The organism is Pseudomonas sp. NBRC 111123 (assembly GCF_001320205.1).
Taxonomy (GTDB): Bacteria; Pseudomonadota; Gammaproteobacteria; order Pseudomonadales; family Pseudomonadaceae; genus Aquipseudomonas; species Aquipseudomonas putida_J.
Genome location: NZ_BCAZ01000017.1, coordinates 89321 through 104573, shown reverse-complemented (window position 1 = coordinate 104573; position 15253 = coordinate 89321). Strand labels below are relative to the sequence as shown.

Below are 15253 nucleotides of genomic sequence, written 5' to 3'. Positions count from 1 at the left end.
GCGAAGAGGCAGGTGCGGCTTAGCTGTCGTACCCGAGGTTAGGCGCCAACCAGCGCTCGCTCAGGCTGATCTCCTGGCCCTTGCGTGCGCTATAGCGCTCGATCTGGTCCTTGTCGACCTTGCCCACGGCAAAATATTGCGCCTGCGGGTGGGCGAAGTACCAGCCGCTGACCGCCGCCGCCGGGAACATCGCGAAGTGCTCGGTGAGGAACACGCCGCTTGGGCCGGTCTCGCCGATGGCGGTGCCATCGAGCAGGCGGAACAGGGTTTCTTTCTCGGTGTGGTCCGGGCACGCCGGGTAGCCCGGGGCAGGGCGGATACCGCGGTACTGCTCCTTGATCAGCGCCTCGTTGTCCAGGTGCTCGTCGCGGGCATAGCCCCAGTGCTCTTTACGCACCTGCTCGTGCAGCCATTCGGCGCAGGCCTCGGCCAGGCGGTCGGCCAGCGCCTTGACCATGATCGAGCTGTAGTCGTCGCCCTTGTCCTGGTACGCCTTGGCCACTTCCTCGGCGCCGATGCCGGCGGTGGTGATGAAGCCGCCGACGTAGTCGGTGACGCCGCTGGCTTTCGGCGCGACGAAGTCGGCCAGGGACAGGTTCGGCTTGCCATCGGGCTTGATGGTCTGCTGGCGCAGGTGGTGCAGGGTGGCCAGGGCCTGGCCGTCCTCACCGTAGACTTCGATGTCATCATCGGCGACCTGGTTCGCCGGCCAGAAGCCGAACACCGCGCGGGCGCTGATCAGCTTCTCGTCGATCAGCTTGTCGAGCATTTCGCGGGCATCCTTGTACAGCGCGGTGGCCGCTTCGCCGACCACTTCGTCGGTGAGAATGCGCGGGAACTTGCCGGCCAGGTCCCAGGAGATGAAAAACGGAGTCCAGTCGATGTACTCGGCCAGGGTGCGCAGGTCGATGTCTTCCAGCACCTTGACCCCGGTGAAGGCGGGCACTGCTGGCTGGTAACCGGCCCAGTCGTACTGTGGCTTGGCGGCGATGGCCTGGGCATAGCTCAGGCGCTCGGTGCGGGCGCTGCGGTTGGCGGTGCGCTCACGCACCTCCACGTAGTCCTGGCGGGTCTTCTCGACGAAGCCTGGCTTGAGCTCCTTCGACAGCAGCTGGGTGGCAACACCCACGGCGCGGGAGGCGTCGGTGACGTAGACCACGGCGTCGTTGCTGTACTTGGGCTCGATCTTGACTGCGGTGTGCGCCTTGGAGGTGGTGGCGCCGCCGATCATCAGCGGCAGGTGGAAATCCTGGCGCTGCATTTCGCGGGCGACGTGGACCATCTCGTCCAGCGACGGGGTGATCAGGCCGGACAGGCCAATGATGTCGCACTTCTGCTCGCGGGCGGTTTGCAGGATCTTCTCGGCCGGCACCATCACGCCGAGGTCGACGATGTCGTAGCCGTTGCAGCCCAGCACTACACCGACGATGTTCTTGCCGATGTCGTGCACGTCACCCTTGACCGTGGCCATGAGGATCTTGCCCTTGGCTTCTGGCTTGTCGCCTTTCTCGGCTTCGATGAACGGGATCAGGTGCGCCACGGCCTGCTTCATCACCCGGGCCGACTTGACCACCTGTGGCAGGAACATCTTGCCGGCGCCGAACAGGTCGCCGACCACGTTCATGCCGTTCATCAGCGGCCCTTCGATAACCTCGATCGGGCGAGTGCACTGCTGACGGCACTCTTCGGTATCTTCGACGATGAAGGCGGTGATGCCTTTGACCAGCGCGTGTTCCAGGCGCTTTTCAACGGGCAGCGAGCGCCACTCTTCGTTTTCCACTTCCTTGGTCGCGCCGCCGCCCTTGTAGTCGTCGGCAATCGCCAGCAGGGCATCGGTGCCGTGCGGGGTACGGTTGAGCACCACGTCCTCGACCTTCTCGCGCAACGCCGCGGGGATCTCGTCGTAGATCTCCAACTGGCCGGCGTTGACGATACCCATGGTCAGGCCATTCTGGATCGCGTGGTAGAGGAACACCGAGTGAATCGCCTCACGCACCGGGTTGTTGCCGCGGAACGAGAACGACACGTTGGATACACCGCCCGAGCTCAGCGCGTGGGGCAAGTGGTCACGGATGTAGGCACAGGCCTCGATGAAATCGACGGCATAGTTGTTGTGCTCTTCGATGCCGGTGGCGACGGCGAAGATGTTCGGGTCGAAGATGATGTCTTCCGGCGGGAAGCCGACTTCGTTGACCAGGATGTCGTAGCTGCGCTGGCAGATTTCCTTCTTGCGCGCGGCGGTGTCGGCCTGGCCGACCTCGTCGAAGGCCATCACCACCACGGCGGCGCCATAGCGCTTGCACAGGCGGGCGTGGTGCTTGAACTGCTCGACGCCTTCCTTCATGGAGATCGAGTTGACGATGCCCTTGCCCTGGATGCACTTCAGGCCCGCTTCGATCACTTCCCACTTCGACGAGTCGATCATGATCGGCACGCGGGAGATGTCTGGCTCACCGGCGATCAGGTTGAGGAAGCGGACCATGGCGGCCTGGGAGTCGAGCATCCCTTCGTCCATGTTGATGTCGATCACCTGGGCGCCGGCCTCGACCTGCTGCAGGGCGACCTCCAGGGCTTCGGTGTAGTTCTCTTCGCGGATCAGCCGGGCGAACTTGGCGGAACCGGTGATGTTGGTGCGCTCACCGACGTTGACGAACAGCGACTGGCGGTCGATGGTGAACGGCTCCAGGCCCGACAGGCGGCAGGCCTTGGGGATTTCTGGAATCGCGCGCGGGCGGTACTTGCCCACAGCCTCGGCGATGGCCTGGATGTGGCCCGGGGTGGTGCCGCAGCAGCCGCCGATGATGTTGAGGAAGCCGCTGGCGGCGAACTCCTCGACTACCGCCGCCATCTCGGCCGGGGTTTCGTCGTATTCACCGAAGGCGTTCGGCAGGCCGGCGTTAGGGTGGGCGGACACGTGGGTGTCGGCCTTGGTCGCCAGCTCTTCCAGGTACGGGCGCAGGTCCTTGGCGCCAAGGGCGCAGTTCAGGCCCACGGAGATCGGCTTGGCGTGGCGCACCGAGTTCCAGAACGCTTCGGTTGTCTGGCCCGACAGGGTGCGGCCGGAGGCGTCGGTGATGGTGCCGGAGATCATGATCGGCAGCTCGATGCCGTCGTCCTCGAACACCTGTTGCACGGCAAAGATCGCCGCCTTGGCGTTGAGGGTGTCGAAGATGGTCTCGATCAGGATCAGGTCGGCGCCGCCCTCGATCAGGCCGCGGGTGGCCTCGATGTAGTTCTCGACCAGTTCGTCGAAGGTGACGTTGCGGTAGCCGGGGTCGTTGACGTCCGGGGAAATCGAGCAGGTGCGGCTGGTCGGGCCGAGCACGCCGGCGACGAAGCGCGGCTTGTCCGGGGTTTCCAGGGTCTTGGCATCGGCCACCTGGCGGGCGATACGCGCACCCTCGACGTTCAGCTCGTACACCAGCGACTCCATGCCGTAGTCGGCCTGGGAGATCTGGGTGGCGTTGAAGGTGTTGGTTTCGAGGATATCGGCGCCAGCGTCCAGGTAGGCCTTCTCGATCGCGGCGATTACGTCCGGGCGGCTGAGCAGCAGCAGGTCGTTGTTGCCTTTCACATCGCTTGGCCAATCGGCGAAGCGCGTGCCACGATAGTCGTGTTCCTCGAGGCGATAGCTTTGGATCATAGTACCCATGCCGCCGTCGAGGATCAGGATGCGCTCTTTGAGTGCGTGCTGGAGTGCTTGGAGACGAGCGCTGCGGTCGGACATAGGAACTACCTGGTCGGGCAAATATCAGAAGGTGCCGAATCATAACAAAGCTGCGCGGTTTTTAGGCGCATTGCCCATTTGCATGAATTCTGCTCATGTTGGGCTGGCGCTTTGCGAACAGAGCACCCAGGGACGACCAGGCAAATCGTGATGGCTTTCAATTCTCAGGACTTTCCGCACATGGTGCATCGTATCCTTGTCAGCGTCTTCGCTCTGCTCATCAGCAGCGTGGCGTTTGGACAAGCCCCCCAATCGAGCCCGGCCATTTCATACACCCGGGATATCCAGCCGATCTTCACCGAGAAATGCGTGGCTTGCCATGCCTGCAACGATGCCGCGTGCCAGCTCAAGCTGGAAAGCCCCGAGGGCGCAGTACGCGGTGCCACCAAGGTGCCGGTGTACCAGGGCGAGCGAAGCAAGGCAGTGCCCCCCACGCGGTTGTTCTACGACGCCCACAGTGAAGATGAATGGCGCAAGAAAGGCTTCTATTCGGTGCTCGATAACCAGGGCAGCCAGGCGGCGCTGATGGCGCGCATGCTCGAATTGGGGCACAAGACCCCGCTCACACCCAACGCCAAGCTGCCCGACGAGATTGTCCTGGGGCTCAACCGCAACAACATGTGCCCGCTGCCGGAAGAGTTCGATGCCTACGCCGGCGCCCACCCCAAAGAGGGCATGCCGCTGGCGGTGACCGGGCTGACCGACAAGGAATACGACACCATGCGCCGCTGGCTCGCTGCTGGCGCACCGGTCGAGTACCAGCCGATCCAGCCAAGCGCGGCCGAGGCCAGGCAGATCACCGACTGGGAAGAGCTGCTCAACCGCCCAGGCTCCACTGAGGCGCTGGTCGGCCGCTGGCTGTATGAACACCTGTTCCTGGCGCACATCTACTTCGTTGGTGGCGAGCCTGGCCATTTCTTCCAGTGGGTACGCTCGCGCACGCCAAGCGGCAAGCCGGTCGACATCATCGCCACGCGCCGCCCCAATGACCCGCCAGGTACCGACTTCTATTACCGCTTGATCCCGGTGCAAGGCGTGATCGTGCACAAGACCCACATCACCTATCCGATGGGGCCGCAGAAGCTCAAGCGCATCAAGCAGCTGTTCTATGCCGGCGACTGGCATGCCACCGCGCTGCCAGGCTACGGCCCACGCCACCGGGCCAACCCGTTCGAAACCTTCGAGGCGATCCCGGCGGTGGCGCGCTACCAGTTCATGCTGGATAACGCCGAATACTTCGTGCGCACCTTCATCCGTGGCCCGGTGTGCCGCGGGCAGATCGCCACCGACGTGATCCGCGACAACTTCTGGGCGCTGTTCCAGGAGCCGGCCCACGACCGCTACATCACCGACGCCAAGTACCGCGGCGAAGCCACGCCGCTGCTGGCCATGCCCGGGCAGATCGATGATGTCGGCAGCGTGCTGAACCTGTGGCATGCCTACCGCGACAAGCGCAACGAGTACGAAAAACTGCGCCGCGCGGCCTACGCCGAAATGCCCGCGCCAGGTTGGGCAACCCTGTGGGCCGGCAACGACAACGCACTGCTGAGCATCTTCCGCCACTTCGACAGCGCCTCGGTGACCAAGGGCCTGATCGGCGATGTGCCGTTGACCGTGTGGCTGTTCGACTACCCGTTGTTCGAGCGCACCTACTACCAACTGGCGGTCAACTTCGATGTGTACGGCAATGTCTCGCACCAGTTGCAGACGCGGCTGTACTTCGACCTGATCCGCAATGGTGCCGAGGTCAACTTCCTGCGCCTGATGCCGGCCGACCAGCGCGGCAAGATCCTCGGTAGCTGGTACCAGAACAGCGGCAAGGTGAAGATGTGGATGGACTACGAGGACATCGACACCGACACCCCGAGCGGCATCAAGCTCGACCCGCGCGACCCCAAGCGCGACTTCGGCCTGAAACTGCTGCAGCGCACCGGCAGCCTGAACGCCGCGCCCGATCCGATCAACCGCTGTACCGGCGCGTACTGCTCGCGGCCACAGATGAGCGAGGAGTTCCGTAATGTCGAGCAGTCGCTCAGCCGCCTGGTGTCGCGCCCGGCCGCCGGCCTGAAGGTGATCAGCCAGTTGCCCGAGGCGACCATGCTGCGCATCGAAGGCGAGGGCGGCCAACGCCAGGTCTACAGCCTGCTGCGCAACCGCGCGCACAGCAATGTGGCGTTCCTGCTGGGTGAGGCGTACCGCTACCAGCCTGGCCTGGATACATTGACCCTGTACCCGGGCGTGCTCAGCAGCTACCCGAACTTCATCTTCAACATCCCGGCCAGTGATGTGCCGGAGTTCGTCGAAGACATGGAGTACGCCAAGGATGACGCGGCGAAGTTCGAGCGCATCGTCATGCGTTGGGGCGTGCGCCGCAGCCACCCTGAGTTCTGGCGCTACTTCCATGACCTGAACACCTACATCAAGGAGACCGAGCCGGTGGAGGCCGGGGTGCTGGACATGAACCGCTACGAGAACCTCTGATCGGGTCGGTTGACCTTTGCGAATACCTTACGGTCGGAACGGGTGGGTGGTCCGGGGGCTGCAAGTAGCCCCCGAGGCCTCAATGCACCGGCAATCGCAGGGTATTCCATGCTGTATTCGCTTCAGGCACTGCGGGCGTTCGCCGCCTGGGTAGTGGTCTGCCACCACTTCATGCAGATCTTCTTCGACTTCCATGCCACCGGCCCCATCGGCCAACTGCTCACCGACCGCGGCGCTGTAGGCGTCGACATCTTCTTCGTCATCAGCGGGCTGGTCATCTACCTGTCGACCCGTGACAAACCCATCGAGCCGCGCCAGTTCCTGCTCAACCGGGCAATGCGTATCATCCCGGCCTACTGGTTCTATACCGCGCTGATGGCGGCGCTGTTGCTGGCATTCAGCCAATGGATGCCGCACCAGGCCTTCAACTGGCATCACCTGGTGCTGTCGCTGCTGTTCATTCCTGCGGAAAACCCAGGCGGCTACGGCTTGTACCCGACCCTGAACGTGGGCTGGACGCTGAATTTCGAGATGTTTTTCTACCTGTTGTTCGGCCTGGCTTTCCTGGTGCGTCAGCGCCACCACTTGTTGCTGGTGACCGCTGCGTTGCTGCTGGTCAGTGAAGTGCTGGGGCGCATGGGCGTGCTTAGCCGCTTCTACAACAACGACATCATTTACGAGTTCCTGTTGGGCATCGGCCTGGGCGTGATGCATCGCCGCGGCCTGATCCGCGAAGGCCTGTGGCTGCCGCTGGCCGTGCTGGGCGTGGCAGGTTATGCGATCTACCACCTGGACGCGTCACAACGCCTGCTGCACTGGGGCGTGCCAAGCGCCATGATCGTGCTGGCGTTCATCGCCCTTGAGCCGTACTTCAAGGGCAATCGCCTGCTCAAGGCGCTGGGTGACTGCTCCTACTCGGTGTACCTGATCCACGTGCTGGTGCTGTACGCCGGCTGGTTCGCCAGCCAGCGTCTGGGCCTGAACCCGTACCTGGTGTTCGCCTTGTGCGTGCCGTCCATTGGACTAATGTCGTGGTTCAGCTATCAGTGGCTGGAGCGCGGCCTGTACCGGCGGATGCAGGCCTGGCTGGCGGCGCCACGGGGGCAAGGCCGGGAATTTGCGCTATCCCGAGTCAAATACTAGGACTTTGTTCAAGGGCCAGGTTGGCGTACACTTGGCCGCAAGTCTGTGAGGAACTTCCATGAGCGCTATAACCATTACTGACGCCGCCCATGATTACCTGGCCGATCTGCTCTCCAAGCAGAACACGCCTGGCATTGGCATCCGTATTTTCATCACCCAGCCGGGCACCCAGTACGCCGAGACCTGCATCGCCTACTGCAAGCCGGGCGAAGAGAAGCCCGACGACGAACCCGTCGGCCTGAAGAGCTTCACCGCCTACCTTGACGCGGTCAGCGTGCCGTTCCTGGAAGATGCGCTGGTCGACTACGCCACCGATCGCATGGGCGGCCAGCTGACCATCAAGGCGCCGAATGCCAAGGTGCCGATGGTCAATGAAGACAGCCCGATCAACGAGCGTATCAATTACTACCTGCAGACCGAGATCAACCCGGGGCTGGCCAGCCACGGCGGCCAGGTAAGCCTGGTGGACGTGGTCGACGACGGCATTGCCGTGCTGCAGTTCGGTGGCGGCTGCCAGGGCTGCGGCCAGGCCGACGTGACCCTCAAGGAAGGCATCGAGCGCACCCTGCTCGAGCGCATTCCGGAGCTCAAGGGCGTGCGCGACGTAACTGACCACACGCAGAAAGAGAACGCCTACTACTGATCCAGGCGCGGTCATTGTGTAGGAGCGGCTTCGTGTCGCGAGAGGGCTGCGCAGCAGCCTCGGGATATCGGCGGCGAAGCGGATATTGCTGGGGCCGCCATGCGGCCGTTTCGCGACACGAGGCCGCTCTTACAAAGATCGCGACGGGTCAAGGCCTAGCAACAAAGTGTTACGGATTCAACCCCTGCGACAACAGGCCGCAGCCCGTGTTTAAAGGGCTGCGGGCCGTCACCGCCTTGGTCGGGTAGAAGCTCGCCGGGTGTCATGCCAGAATGCCCCGGTTTTTCGGCCGGCCCGCCCCGAGGGTTGGCACCTTCCCTTTAAAGGATGGTTTCATGAATGATCAGTTTACCCGGCGCGCGGTTGTCGCCGGGATGGGCGTTCTGGGGCTCGGCCTGCTGGCAGGTTGCAACCCGGCCCGAGGGCTCGAGTTCAAGTACGGCAAGAACATGAGCAACGAAATCCTTGGGCGCAAGTTCAGCCTCAAGGACCCCCAGGGCAATGTCCGCACCTTGTCGAGCTTCTACGGCAGCATGCCGATGATCTTCTTCGGTTTCACCCAGTGCCCGGCCGTCTGCCCGACCACCCTGGCGCGTGCGGCACAGATCAAGAAGCTGCTCAGGGGCCGCGACCGCGAGATCTTCCAGGTGGTGTTCATCACCCTGGACCCGGAGCGCGACACCCCGGAAGTGCTCGATGCCTACGTCAAGGCCTTCGACCCGTCGTTCACCGCCCTGACCGGCACCCCGGAAGAAATCGCCGCGGTGGCCAAGGAATTCAAGGTGTTCTACGAGAAGGTCCCGGCCGGTGACACCTACACCCTCTCTCACTCGTCCACCAGCTACGTCTACGATACACGTGGCACCCTGCGCCTGAGCCTGGGCCATTCGCTGAATGCCAAGGAATGCGCTGAAGACCTGGCTACCCTGATGGAGATTTGCTAATGGCTGTATCACTGCAACCAATCAAGCGCGGCCTGGCCGCCATCGCCCTGCTGGGCCTGGCCCTGCCAGCCCTGGCCCAGACTACCGTGAGCGATGCCTGGGTACGCGCCAGCGTGCCGCACCAGCCGTCCACCGGCGCCTTCATGACCCTGACCGCCAGCACCGACAGCAAGCTGGTCGGCGTGGCTTCGCCGGTGGCCAAGACCGTGCAGGTGCACGAGATGACCATGAACGGCGACGTGATGGGCATGAAGGAAGTCAAAGCCGTGGAGCTGCCAGCGGGCAAGCCGGTAAGCCTGGACCCCAAGGGTTACCACGTGATGCTGATGGGGCTGACCCAGCAGGTGAAGGAAGGCGAGAAAGTACCGCTGACCCTGACCATCGAAGATGCCAAGGGCGCCAAGGAAACCGTCGAGGTGCAGGCAGAAGTACGCCCGCTCAACGCCGAGGCCGGCGGGCACGATCACATGCACATGAACCACTGACCATCGAAAGGGCCGCATCAGCGGCCCTTTTTCATTGTGCTGCGCGTCTCAGCTGCGAAAGCGTGGCAGCGGCCTGTCGAGGGTCAGCGAGGTCAGGGTCTTGCGGACCTGGGCCTCATCGGCCTCCAACGCCTTGAGGCTGGCGCGGATCTTGCCCGCAGCGGGCACATCGCCCTGGCGGTCGATCCAGTCGGCAATTTCCTTGCAGGCACTGCTCAGGCAGGCTTGGCGCTGGTTCATCAGCGATATCAGGGTGGTGAGCTCTCTTTCGGACATGGCAGGATCCTCCGTTCTGCTCTGTCAGTGTAGCAGTGGCTGCAGGGCTTGCCTGAGGCCTGGGGTCGCAGCTACTCGCTGTGCAGGCAGGCGCTGCGGTAGGCGCCCGGCGTTACGCCATACGCCTGCTTGAACTGCCGGCTCAAGTGGCTCTGGTCGGCAAAACCCAGCGCAAACGCCACGTCAGAGGCCGCCAACCCGCTTTTCAGAAACTCCCTTGCCCGTGCCAGGCGCCGCTGCTTCAGCCAGGCGTGGGGTGGCAGGCCGGTGGCCTGGCGGAACACCCGGGCAAAATGGAATGGCGAAAGGTTGACCGCAGCGGCCAGGGCTTCCAGTGACGGCGGGTTCGCCAACTGGCTTTCCAGCAATTCCCGCGCGCGTGCCACTGCCAGCGGTTCATAGCCGGGGGCTGTGGGTTCAGGGCAGTGGCCGTGGCGCTGCACCAGCGCCAGCACCGCCTGGCGCCAGGCGGTTTGTTGCTCCAAGGCGCTGGCACCGGCTTCCGACAGCTGGTGCAACTGGCTGAAAGCCCGCGCCAGGGCTGGGTCCTGGATCACGCTGTCGTTGAAACGCGGCATCCCGTTGCGGCCCAGTTCCAATTCATCCAGCACGCCGGTTACCCGCTCATGCTCCGGATAAAAACCCCGGTAGCGCCAGCCGGCTTCGTGGGCGGTGGCGCCGGTGTGCAGTTCGTCCGGGTTGATCAGCACCATGCTGCCAACCGGCGCCAAGTGCTCGCTGCCGCGGTGCCAAAAACGCTGTGCGCCCGACTCGATCACGGTGAACACGTAGCCTTCATGCACATGTGGGGCAAAGCGCTGCTGGAAATAGCGCGCGTGCAGCATCTCGACGTCACCGAGGGCCGGCGCCTGCCAGAGGTGGGTCTGTTCGCGCAGGGGCGTGCTCATGCCAGCCAGCTGCGCAGCAGGAAGAAGATCAACATGCTCACCAGCATGCTCAGCAACACGCTACGGGTCAACAGTACCAGCGCAACGGCCACCAGCGCGCCGAGCAGGTAGGGGTTGAGCGGGCTCAGGTCGAGTTGGTGCCCAGGCAAGAAAATGATCGGTCCGCAGATCGCAGTGAGCATGCCGGGCACGGCAAAGCCGAGGAACTGCCGGGCGTTGGAGCTCAGGCGCAGGGGCAGGCGCGGCTCCAGGAAGGCGTAGCGGTTGAGAAATACCACTGCGCCCATGGCAAAGATCAGCAGCCAGATCATGCTCGGCCTCCGGTGAATTTCTGACAGATGAAGCCTGCGGCCATGCCCAGCAAGCCCGCCGCGACCAGTGCGGTTTCCCAGTGCCAATAGCTGAACAGTACCGAGCAGAACAGCGACACCGTCACGCACACCACGGTGGCGAGGTTGCGCACCAGTGGTGCGATTAGCGCGACAAAGGTAGCGACGATGGAGAAGTCCAGGCCCAGTTGATCGAGGTGCGGGATGTTCTGGCCCAGCACGATGCCGGCCAGGGTGAACACGTTCCAGGCGATGTAGAAGGTAAGGCCCACGCCGAGTGCGTACCAGCGGTTGAACTGCTGCTGGTCATAGTGGCTGGTGAGGGCAAAGAATTCGTCGGTGAGCAGGAAGCCCAGGCCCAGCCGCCAGCGCAACGGCTGATTCGACAGCACGGGGCGCATGGACAAGCCATAGAGCAGGTGCTGGGACGTCAGCAGCAGGGTGGTGAGCAGGATCGACAGCAGGCTGGCCCCCCCCTTGAGCATGCCGATGGCCACCAGTTGCGCGGCACCGGCGAAGACGATCGCCGACAGGCCCTGGCCTTGCCAGGCGCTGAGGTTGGCTTCGATGGCCATGGAGCCGGCGAGCAGGCCCCAAGGGGCGACCGCCAGGGACAGCGGCAGGATGGCAATGGCGCCGTGCAGGAAGGCTTGGCGGGCGACGGGGGGACTGATGGGCATGATGGCTGCGACACTTTTTGCGAGGTAGGGCAGCATGACAGAGCCGTGGGGCGGGTGGCTTGAACGATCTTGCTTGTTTGCTGCGTGTCCCGGCCCCTTCGCGGCTGAAGCCGCTCCTACAGCGCAGGCTTCAACCTGCAGGAGCGGCGATAGCCGGTAAGGGCCCCGGGGCAGGCGTTTATCGCTTGCTCAAGTGTTGCTGCGCTGCCACACAGCCATTGATGTCCACGGCCTTCTGCAGGAGTGCCTGGCGATGCTGTGGATCAAGGTCACCCAGCAGCCGGTAGACCTCGGCCTGGTAGTCGCGCTGGCGCCCCCATTGCATCTGCAACCCCTGCGGGTGGCTGCGGCTGCAGGCCAGGCGTGTGGCCGGCTGCGGGTAGTAGGGGGCGTACAACGTCGCCATGCTCGGGACCGCTTCGAGGGCTTCGCGGTAGGCCGGGCTGGCATTGTAGGGTGGGCACCAGGCAGCAATCGCTGTTGCCGGCGGTGCGAAGCCCTGGTTCAGGCTGGCTTCCAGCAGTGGGCAGGCAGCATCGGCGATCTGTGCTGCAGGCAGGTAGGTGGTGTAGTACAGCGCCAGGCGATATTGAGCCACCGGATGGCCAAGCTCTACTGACTTTTTCAGCAAGGCCACCGCCGTCGGCAAGGTTTGCGCCATTGCCCGGCCCTGGCGATTGAGCTCTGGGTCGCCACCCATGGCCGTGCGCAGGGTGCTGTTGTCGTCCTGGTTGTCGGCCTGTTCCAGCAGCGGCAGCGCCTGGCGGTAAAGCAGGTCGGCGTGTGGATCGATGCGAACTTCGAGCGCGTTCACGGCCGCCGGGGCCAGCGCGATGAAGAGGGCCGGTGCCAGCGCGACACGGCTCACAGGCGTGCCCCGAGCAACGAACGGAGCCGGCAGGCTGCCAGGCAGGGATGGGCGGCTTGAAGATTGATCACAACTACGCGTACGCCTCGGGCGAATCGGAACGACGGGGTATTCTAGCCAACCGCAGGCTGAAACCGAAACCCCGACGGTCGGCTGTCAGACCCGCGTGATCGGTGTGACCTTGCGTTGGGCGTGTCGCTCTTGGGCCAGCCCCAGTTTGGCGGTGATCACCTTGGCCAGTGCATTGTTGCCAAGGTCGTTAAGGTGCAGGCGGTCGACGAACAGGTCGGCGCCGAATACCGGCGAGCTGCTGAGCATGCTGTTCATGTCGTAGCAGGGCACGGGGTCCGCCTGGCTCTTGATGCGGCGGAAGAAGGCCATGTGCAGTTGGCTGTCGAATGCGCCTTCGAGCAGGCGATCGAAGTTCGTCGGTTGCCGCTGCAGTGCGGCCAGCATCGCGTGCTCACCCGCTGGCAAGGTTTCCCGGCACCAGGGCAGCAAAGGTTGAAGGATAAAGGTCAATGTGGCGTGGCTGTCAGCCAGCATCCGCTCCCACTGGCGCAAGGTGCGGCCGATGCTGTCGGCCGCTCGAGCGAGGCGTTTTTCCGGGGCGGACAGCGGCCAGACGGGGGCAGGTTCGTTGCGCCGCGGCGCCAGTGCCTGCCCCAGGCGTTGCAACAGGGACACCCGGCGAGCCGGGCCAACCGGCGGCATGCCCTCGTTGAAACTGTTCAGGTAAGCCTGGTGCGCCTTGGCCTGTTGTGGGTCATGCGCGCCGGCCAGGATTTCGCCGAGGGCTTCATGGGCCAAGGTGTTCAGGCCACTGAGCAGCACCACATGGCCCACTTCGCCGAAGCGGTGCTGGTGGGTCAGGAACATCAGTAGCTCCTGGCTGGCGTTGAGACCGCAGCCGGCCAGGCTCAGCCATACCTCACCGGTCAGCATCGACAGGTGCGAGGCCACCGTATGTTCATCGGAGCTGGCACCGATGCCCATGGCGGTCGAACCGCCGACCAGCAGGTTGATGCGTGGTGCACCGCCGCGCTCGGCGGCGGAGAAGCGCTTGCCGGCGCAATGGCTGTAGCGCAGGCCAAGGGCATCGGTGTTGATGGTGCCCGAGCGGTAGCCGCTCTCGTGCACATGCAGGGTGTGCGGTGCGCGGCGGTTGCCCAGCAGCAGAAAGCGCTGGTAGTCCTGATGCAGTGGCGAAGTGAGGCCCGGAACGTGTGTGGCGGTTACCGACGGTGTCATGGGCGCTCCTTCTTGGCTGGCGTAGCCAGGGCTGTCAGCCCGCCAGTTCTTTGAGGTTATAGGCCAGACCACCGGCGGCGATCAGTAGCAGGACGACTCCCGAGGCCAAGGAAATCATGCGGTTGCTACGCTGCGAAGTGATCTTGCCGATGGCGAAGATGTAAAGGCTGAGCACGGCGAAATCGATCAGCACCCACAACAGCGACAGCACCACCATGCTCTTGCCGAACGATTCGGTGATCTGGATGAACTGCGGGAAGAAGGCGATGAAGAAGATGATGTCCTTCGGGTTGGAAATGCCCACCATGAAGCCTTGCCACAAGCCACCGCGCCCGGCCTTGGCTGGCGGGATATCGGCCTCTTCGACGGCAGGCGCCTGCAGGCACTCGCGCAAGGTGCCGACGGCGATGTAGCCGATGAACAGGCAGCCCAGCAGGCTCATGCCGCTGAGCCAGGCCTTGTCGATGGCCGCACTGGTCAGGATCACCCACGCAGCGGCGCCGATCAGCACCAGTGACGCCCAGTTGGTGCCGACGGCGGTGAAAATGGCCTTGCGCGAGCCGGAGGCCGCGGCGGTGTTGACGATCAGCGCCACCACCGGGCCCGGGGTGGCGATCAACAGCAGGACGGTGAGTGCGTAAGTCAGGGTCAGTGCGGTATTCACGGTCAGTTCTCGATCAGAGTGTCAGGTGTCGCATGGGCGTGGGCATGGAAGGGGCAGCGCGACGGATTGAGCGAGCCGGCTTCCTGCAGTTGGTACTGCTTCCATTCGAAGTTGTCGTCCTGGCCAAAGAAGCCCAGGGTTTCGGGCATCACCCCATCGTTGTAATGGCGCACGCGATCACGAATGCGGGCGCGTATACGTTGGCCGCTTTCGGTGCTGGCGTTGGCCACTTCGTCGAAGTTCTCCCGCGGGTTGATGACGAACGTGATCTGCGGGCCAAGGTTGCGGCTTTTCATTTGCTGGTGGCCGGGGAAGTTCATGTTGATGAACAGCGGCATGCCGGCGTAGCAGAACGACCAGGCGTTGTCGTGCGGGTCGGTGGGGATCGCCTGTGGCCAGGGATGCGGGTCACGGGCGTGGACCCCTCGCAGTACTTTCCAGGCCAGTGCCTGTTGTTCGGCCAGGCTGCTGTCGGCGGCGGTCTCGAGAAACACCACCAGGGGGCTGCCGATGCGCTGTTTGATCGGCACGGGAGTCATGGTGCGGACATACTCGGCCAGGCCCTGGGCGATGTCATCGGCCAGTTGCTCGGCACGGGCAAAGAGGATGTGGCAGGATGCGCCGGCTACCGCTTTGCGCCCGAACAGGCAAGGGAAGTCGGGATTGGCGAGTACGTTGCGAAAATGTTGTATGGTTTGGTGCGTCCAGTGCTGAGAGTTCCGTACATGTTCATCGGCCAGCTCTAGCGCATCCAGGCGATAGCAGTTTCCATAAACCGTAAACATGATTTCCCCAGGAGATTCAAGTAAGAGAGAGTTCCACTCATATGCAGGCAGGTTGGTTACTTATCTTTG

At 63.7% G+C, this 15253-nt stretch carries 14 protein-coding genes; 5 read left to right on the top strand and 9 right to left on the bottom strand.

All coding sequences use genetic code 11. From position 1 onward, the window contains the following. Nucleotides 1–19: 19 nt before the first annotated feature. The gene (gene metH / locus APH27_RS11480) at nt 20–3727 is read right to left on the bottom strand and encodes a methionine synthase (protein WP_060484857.1); all 3708 of its coding nucleotides are present in this window, start codon (nt 3725–3727) and stop codon (nt 20–22) included. A 180-nt stretch (nt 3728–3907) separates the two neighbouring features. Here metH and APH27_RS11475 point away from each other — a divergent pair, with 180 nt between their 5' ends. The 5 genes from APH27_RS11475 to APH27_RS11455 all read left to right on the top strand — a co-directional run bounded on the left by APH27_RS11475 (nt 3908) and on the right by APH27_RS11455 (nt 9423). Beyond that, nucleotides 3908–6208 carry a fatty acid cis/trans isomerase gene (locus APH27_RS11475; protein WP_060484860.1) on the top strand — a complete coding sequence of 767 codons (2301 nt, stop codon included), beginning with the start codon at nt 3908–3910 and terminating at the stop codon, nt 6206–6208. A 108-nt stretch (nt 6209–6316) separates the two neighbouring features. Next, the gene (locus APH27_RS11470; RefSeq protein ID WP_060484856.1) at nt 6317–7351 is read left to right on the top strand and encodes an acyltransferase; all 1035 of its coding nucleotides are present in this window, start codon (nt 6317–6319) and stop codon (nt 7349–7351) included. Nucleotides 7352–7409: 58 nt separating this feature from the next. Continuing rightward, a complete protein-coding gene (nfuA, locus tag APH27_RS11465; RefSeq protein WP_027919855.1) occupies nt 7410–7994 on the top strand; it encodes a Fe-S biogenesis protein NfuA in 585 nt (194 codons plus the stop codon). 335 nt (nt 7995–8329) lie between these two features. Next, entirely contained in the window at nt 8330–8938 is a 609-nt protein-coding gene (locus APH27_RS11460; protein WP_027919856.1) for an SCO family protein, read from the top strand. Then, nucleotides 8938–9423: a copper chaperone PCu(A)C gene (locus APH27_RS11455; protein WP_060484855.1), complete on the top strand. Its 486-nt coding sequence runs from the start codon at nt 8938–8940 to the stop codon at nt 9421–9423. Before APH27_RS11460 ends, APH27_RS11455 begins: the two co-directional genes overlap by 1 nt. A gap of 48 nt (nt 9424–9471) precedes the next feature. Here APH27_RS11455 and APH27_RS11450 read toward each other — a convergent pair whose 3' ends face one another. The 8 genes from APH27_RS11450 to APH27_RS11415 all read right to left on the bottom strand — a co-directional run bounded on the left by APH27_RS11450 (nt 9472) and on the right by APH27_RS11415 (nt 15184). Beyond that, entirely contained in the window at nt 9472–9699 is a 228-nt protein-coding gene (locus tag APH27_RS11450) for a hypothetical protein (protein ID WP_027593874.1), read from the bottom strand. Nucleotides 9700–9770: 71 nt separating this feature from the next. Further along, nucleotides 9771–10607 carry an AraC family transcriptional regulator gene (locus tag APH27_RS11445; protein WP_027919858.1) on the bottom strand — a complete coding sequence of 279 codons (837 nt, stop codon included), beginning with the start codon at nt 10605–10607 and terminating at the stop codon, nt 9771–9773. Next, a complete protein-coding gene (locus tag APH27_RS11440; protein WP_027919859.1) occupies nt 10604–10918 on the bottom strand; it encodes an AzlD domain-containing protein in 315 nt (104 codons plus the stop codon). Before APH27_RS11440 ends, APH27_RS11445 begins: the two co-directional genes overlap by 4 nt. Beyond that, nucleotides 10915–11616: an AzlC family ABC transporter permease gene (locus APH27_RS11435; RefSeq protein WP_156335875.1), complete on the bottom strand. Its 702-nt coding sequence runs from the start codon at nt 11614–11616 to the stop codon at nt 10915–10917. The genes APH27_RS11440 and APH27_RS11435 overlap by 4 nt, the downstream gene beginning before the upstream one ends. A 178-nt stretch (nt 11617–11794) precedes the next feature. After that, nucleotides 11795–12484, bottom strand: a complete 690-nt coding sequence (locus APH27_RS11430) for a hypothetical protein (protein WP_027919861.1) — start codon at nt 12482–12484, stop codon at nt 11795–11797. A gap of 156 nt (nt 12485–12640) precedes the next feature. Further along, entirely contained in the window at nt 12641–13735 is a 1095-nt protein-coding gene (locus APH27_RS11425; RefSeq protein WP_060484853.1) for a hypothetical protein, read from the bottom strand. 34 nt (nt 13736–13769) lie between these two features. Next, complete coding sequence (locus APH27_RS11420; RefSeq protein ID WP_060484852.1) at nt 13770–14399, bottom strand: LysE family translocator; 630 nt, start codon at nt 14397–14399, stop codon at nt 13770–13772. 2 nt (nt 14400–14401) lie between these two features. After that, entirely contained in the window at nt 14402–15184 is a 783-nt protein-coding gene (locus APH27_RS11415) for a YqcI/YcgG family protein (RefSeq protein WP_027919864.1), read from the bottom strand. Between the last annotated feature and the right edge of the window lie 69 nt (nt 15185–15253).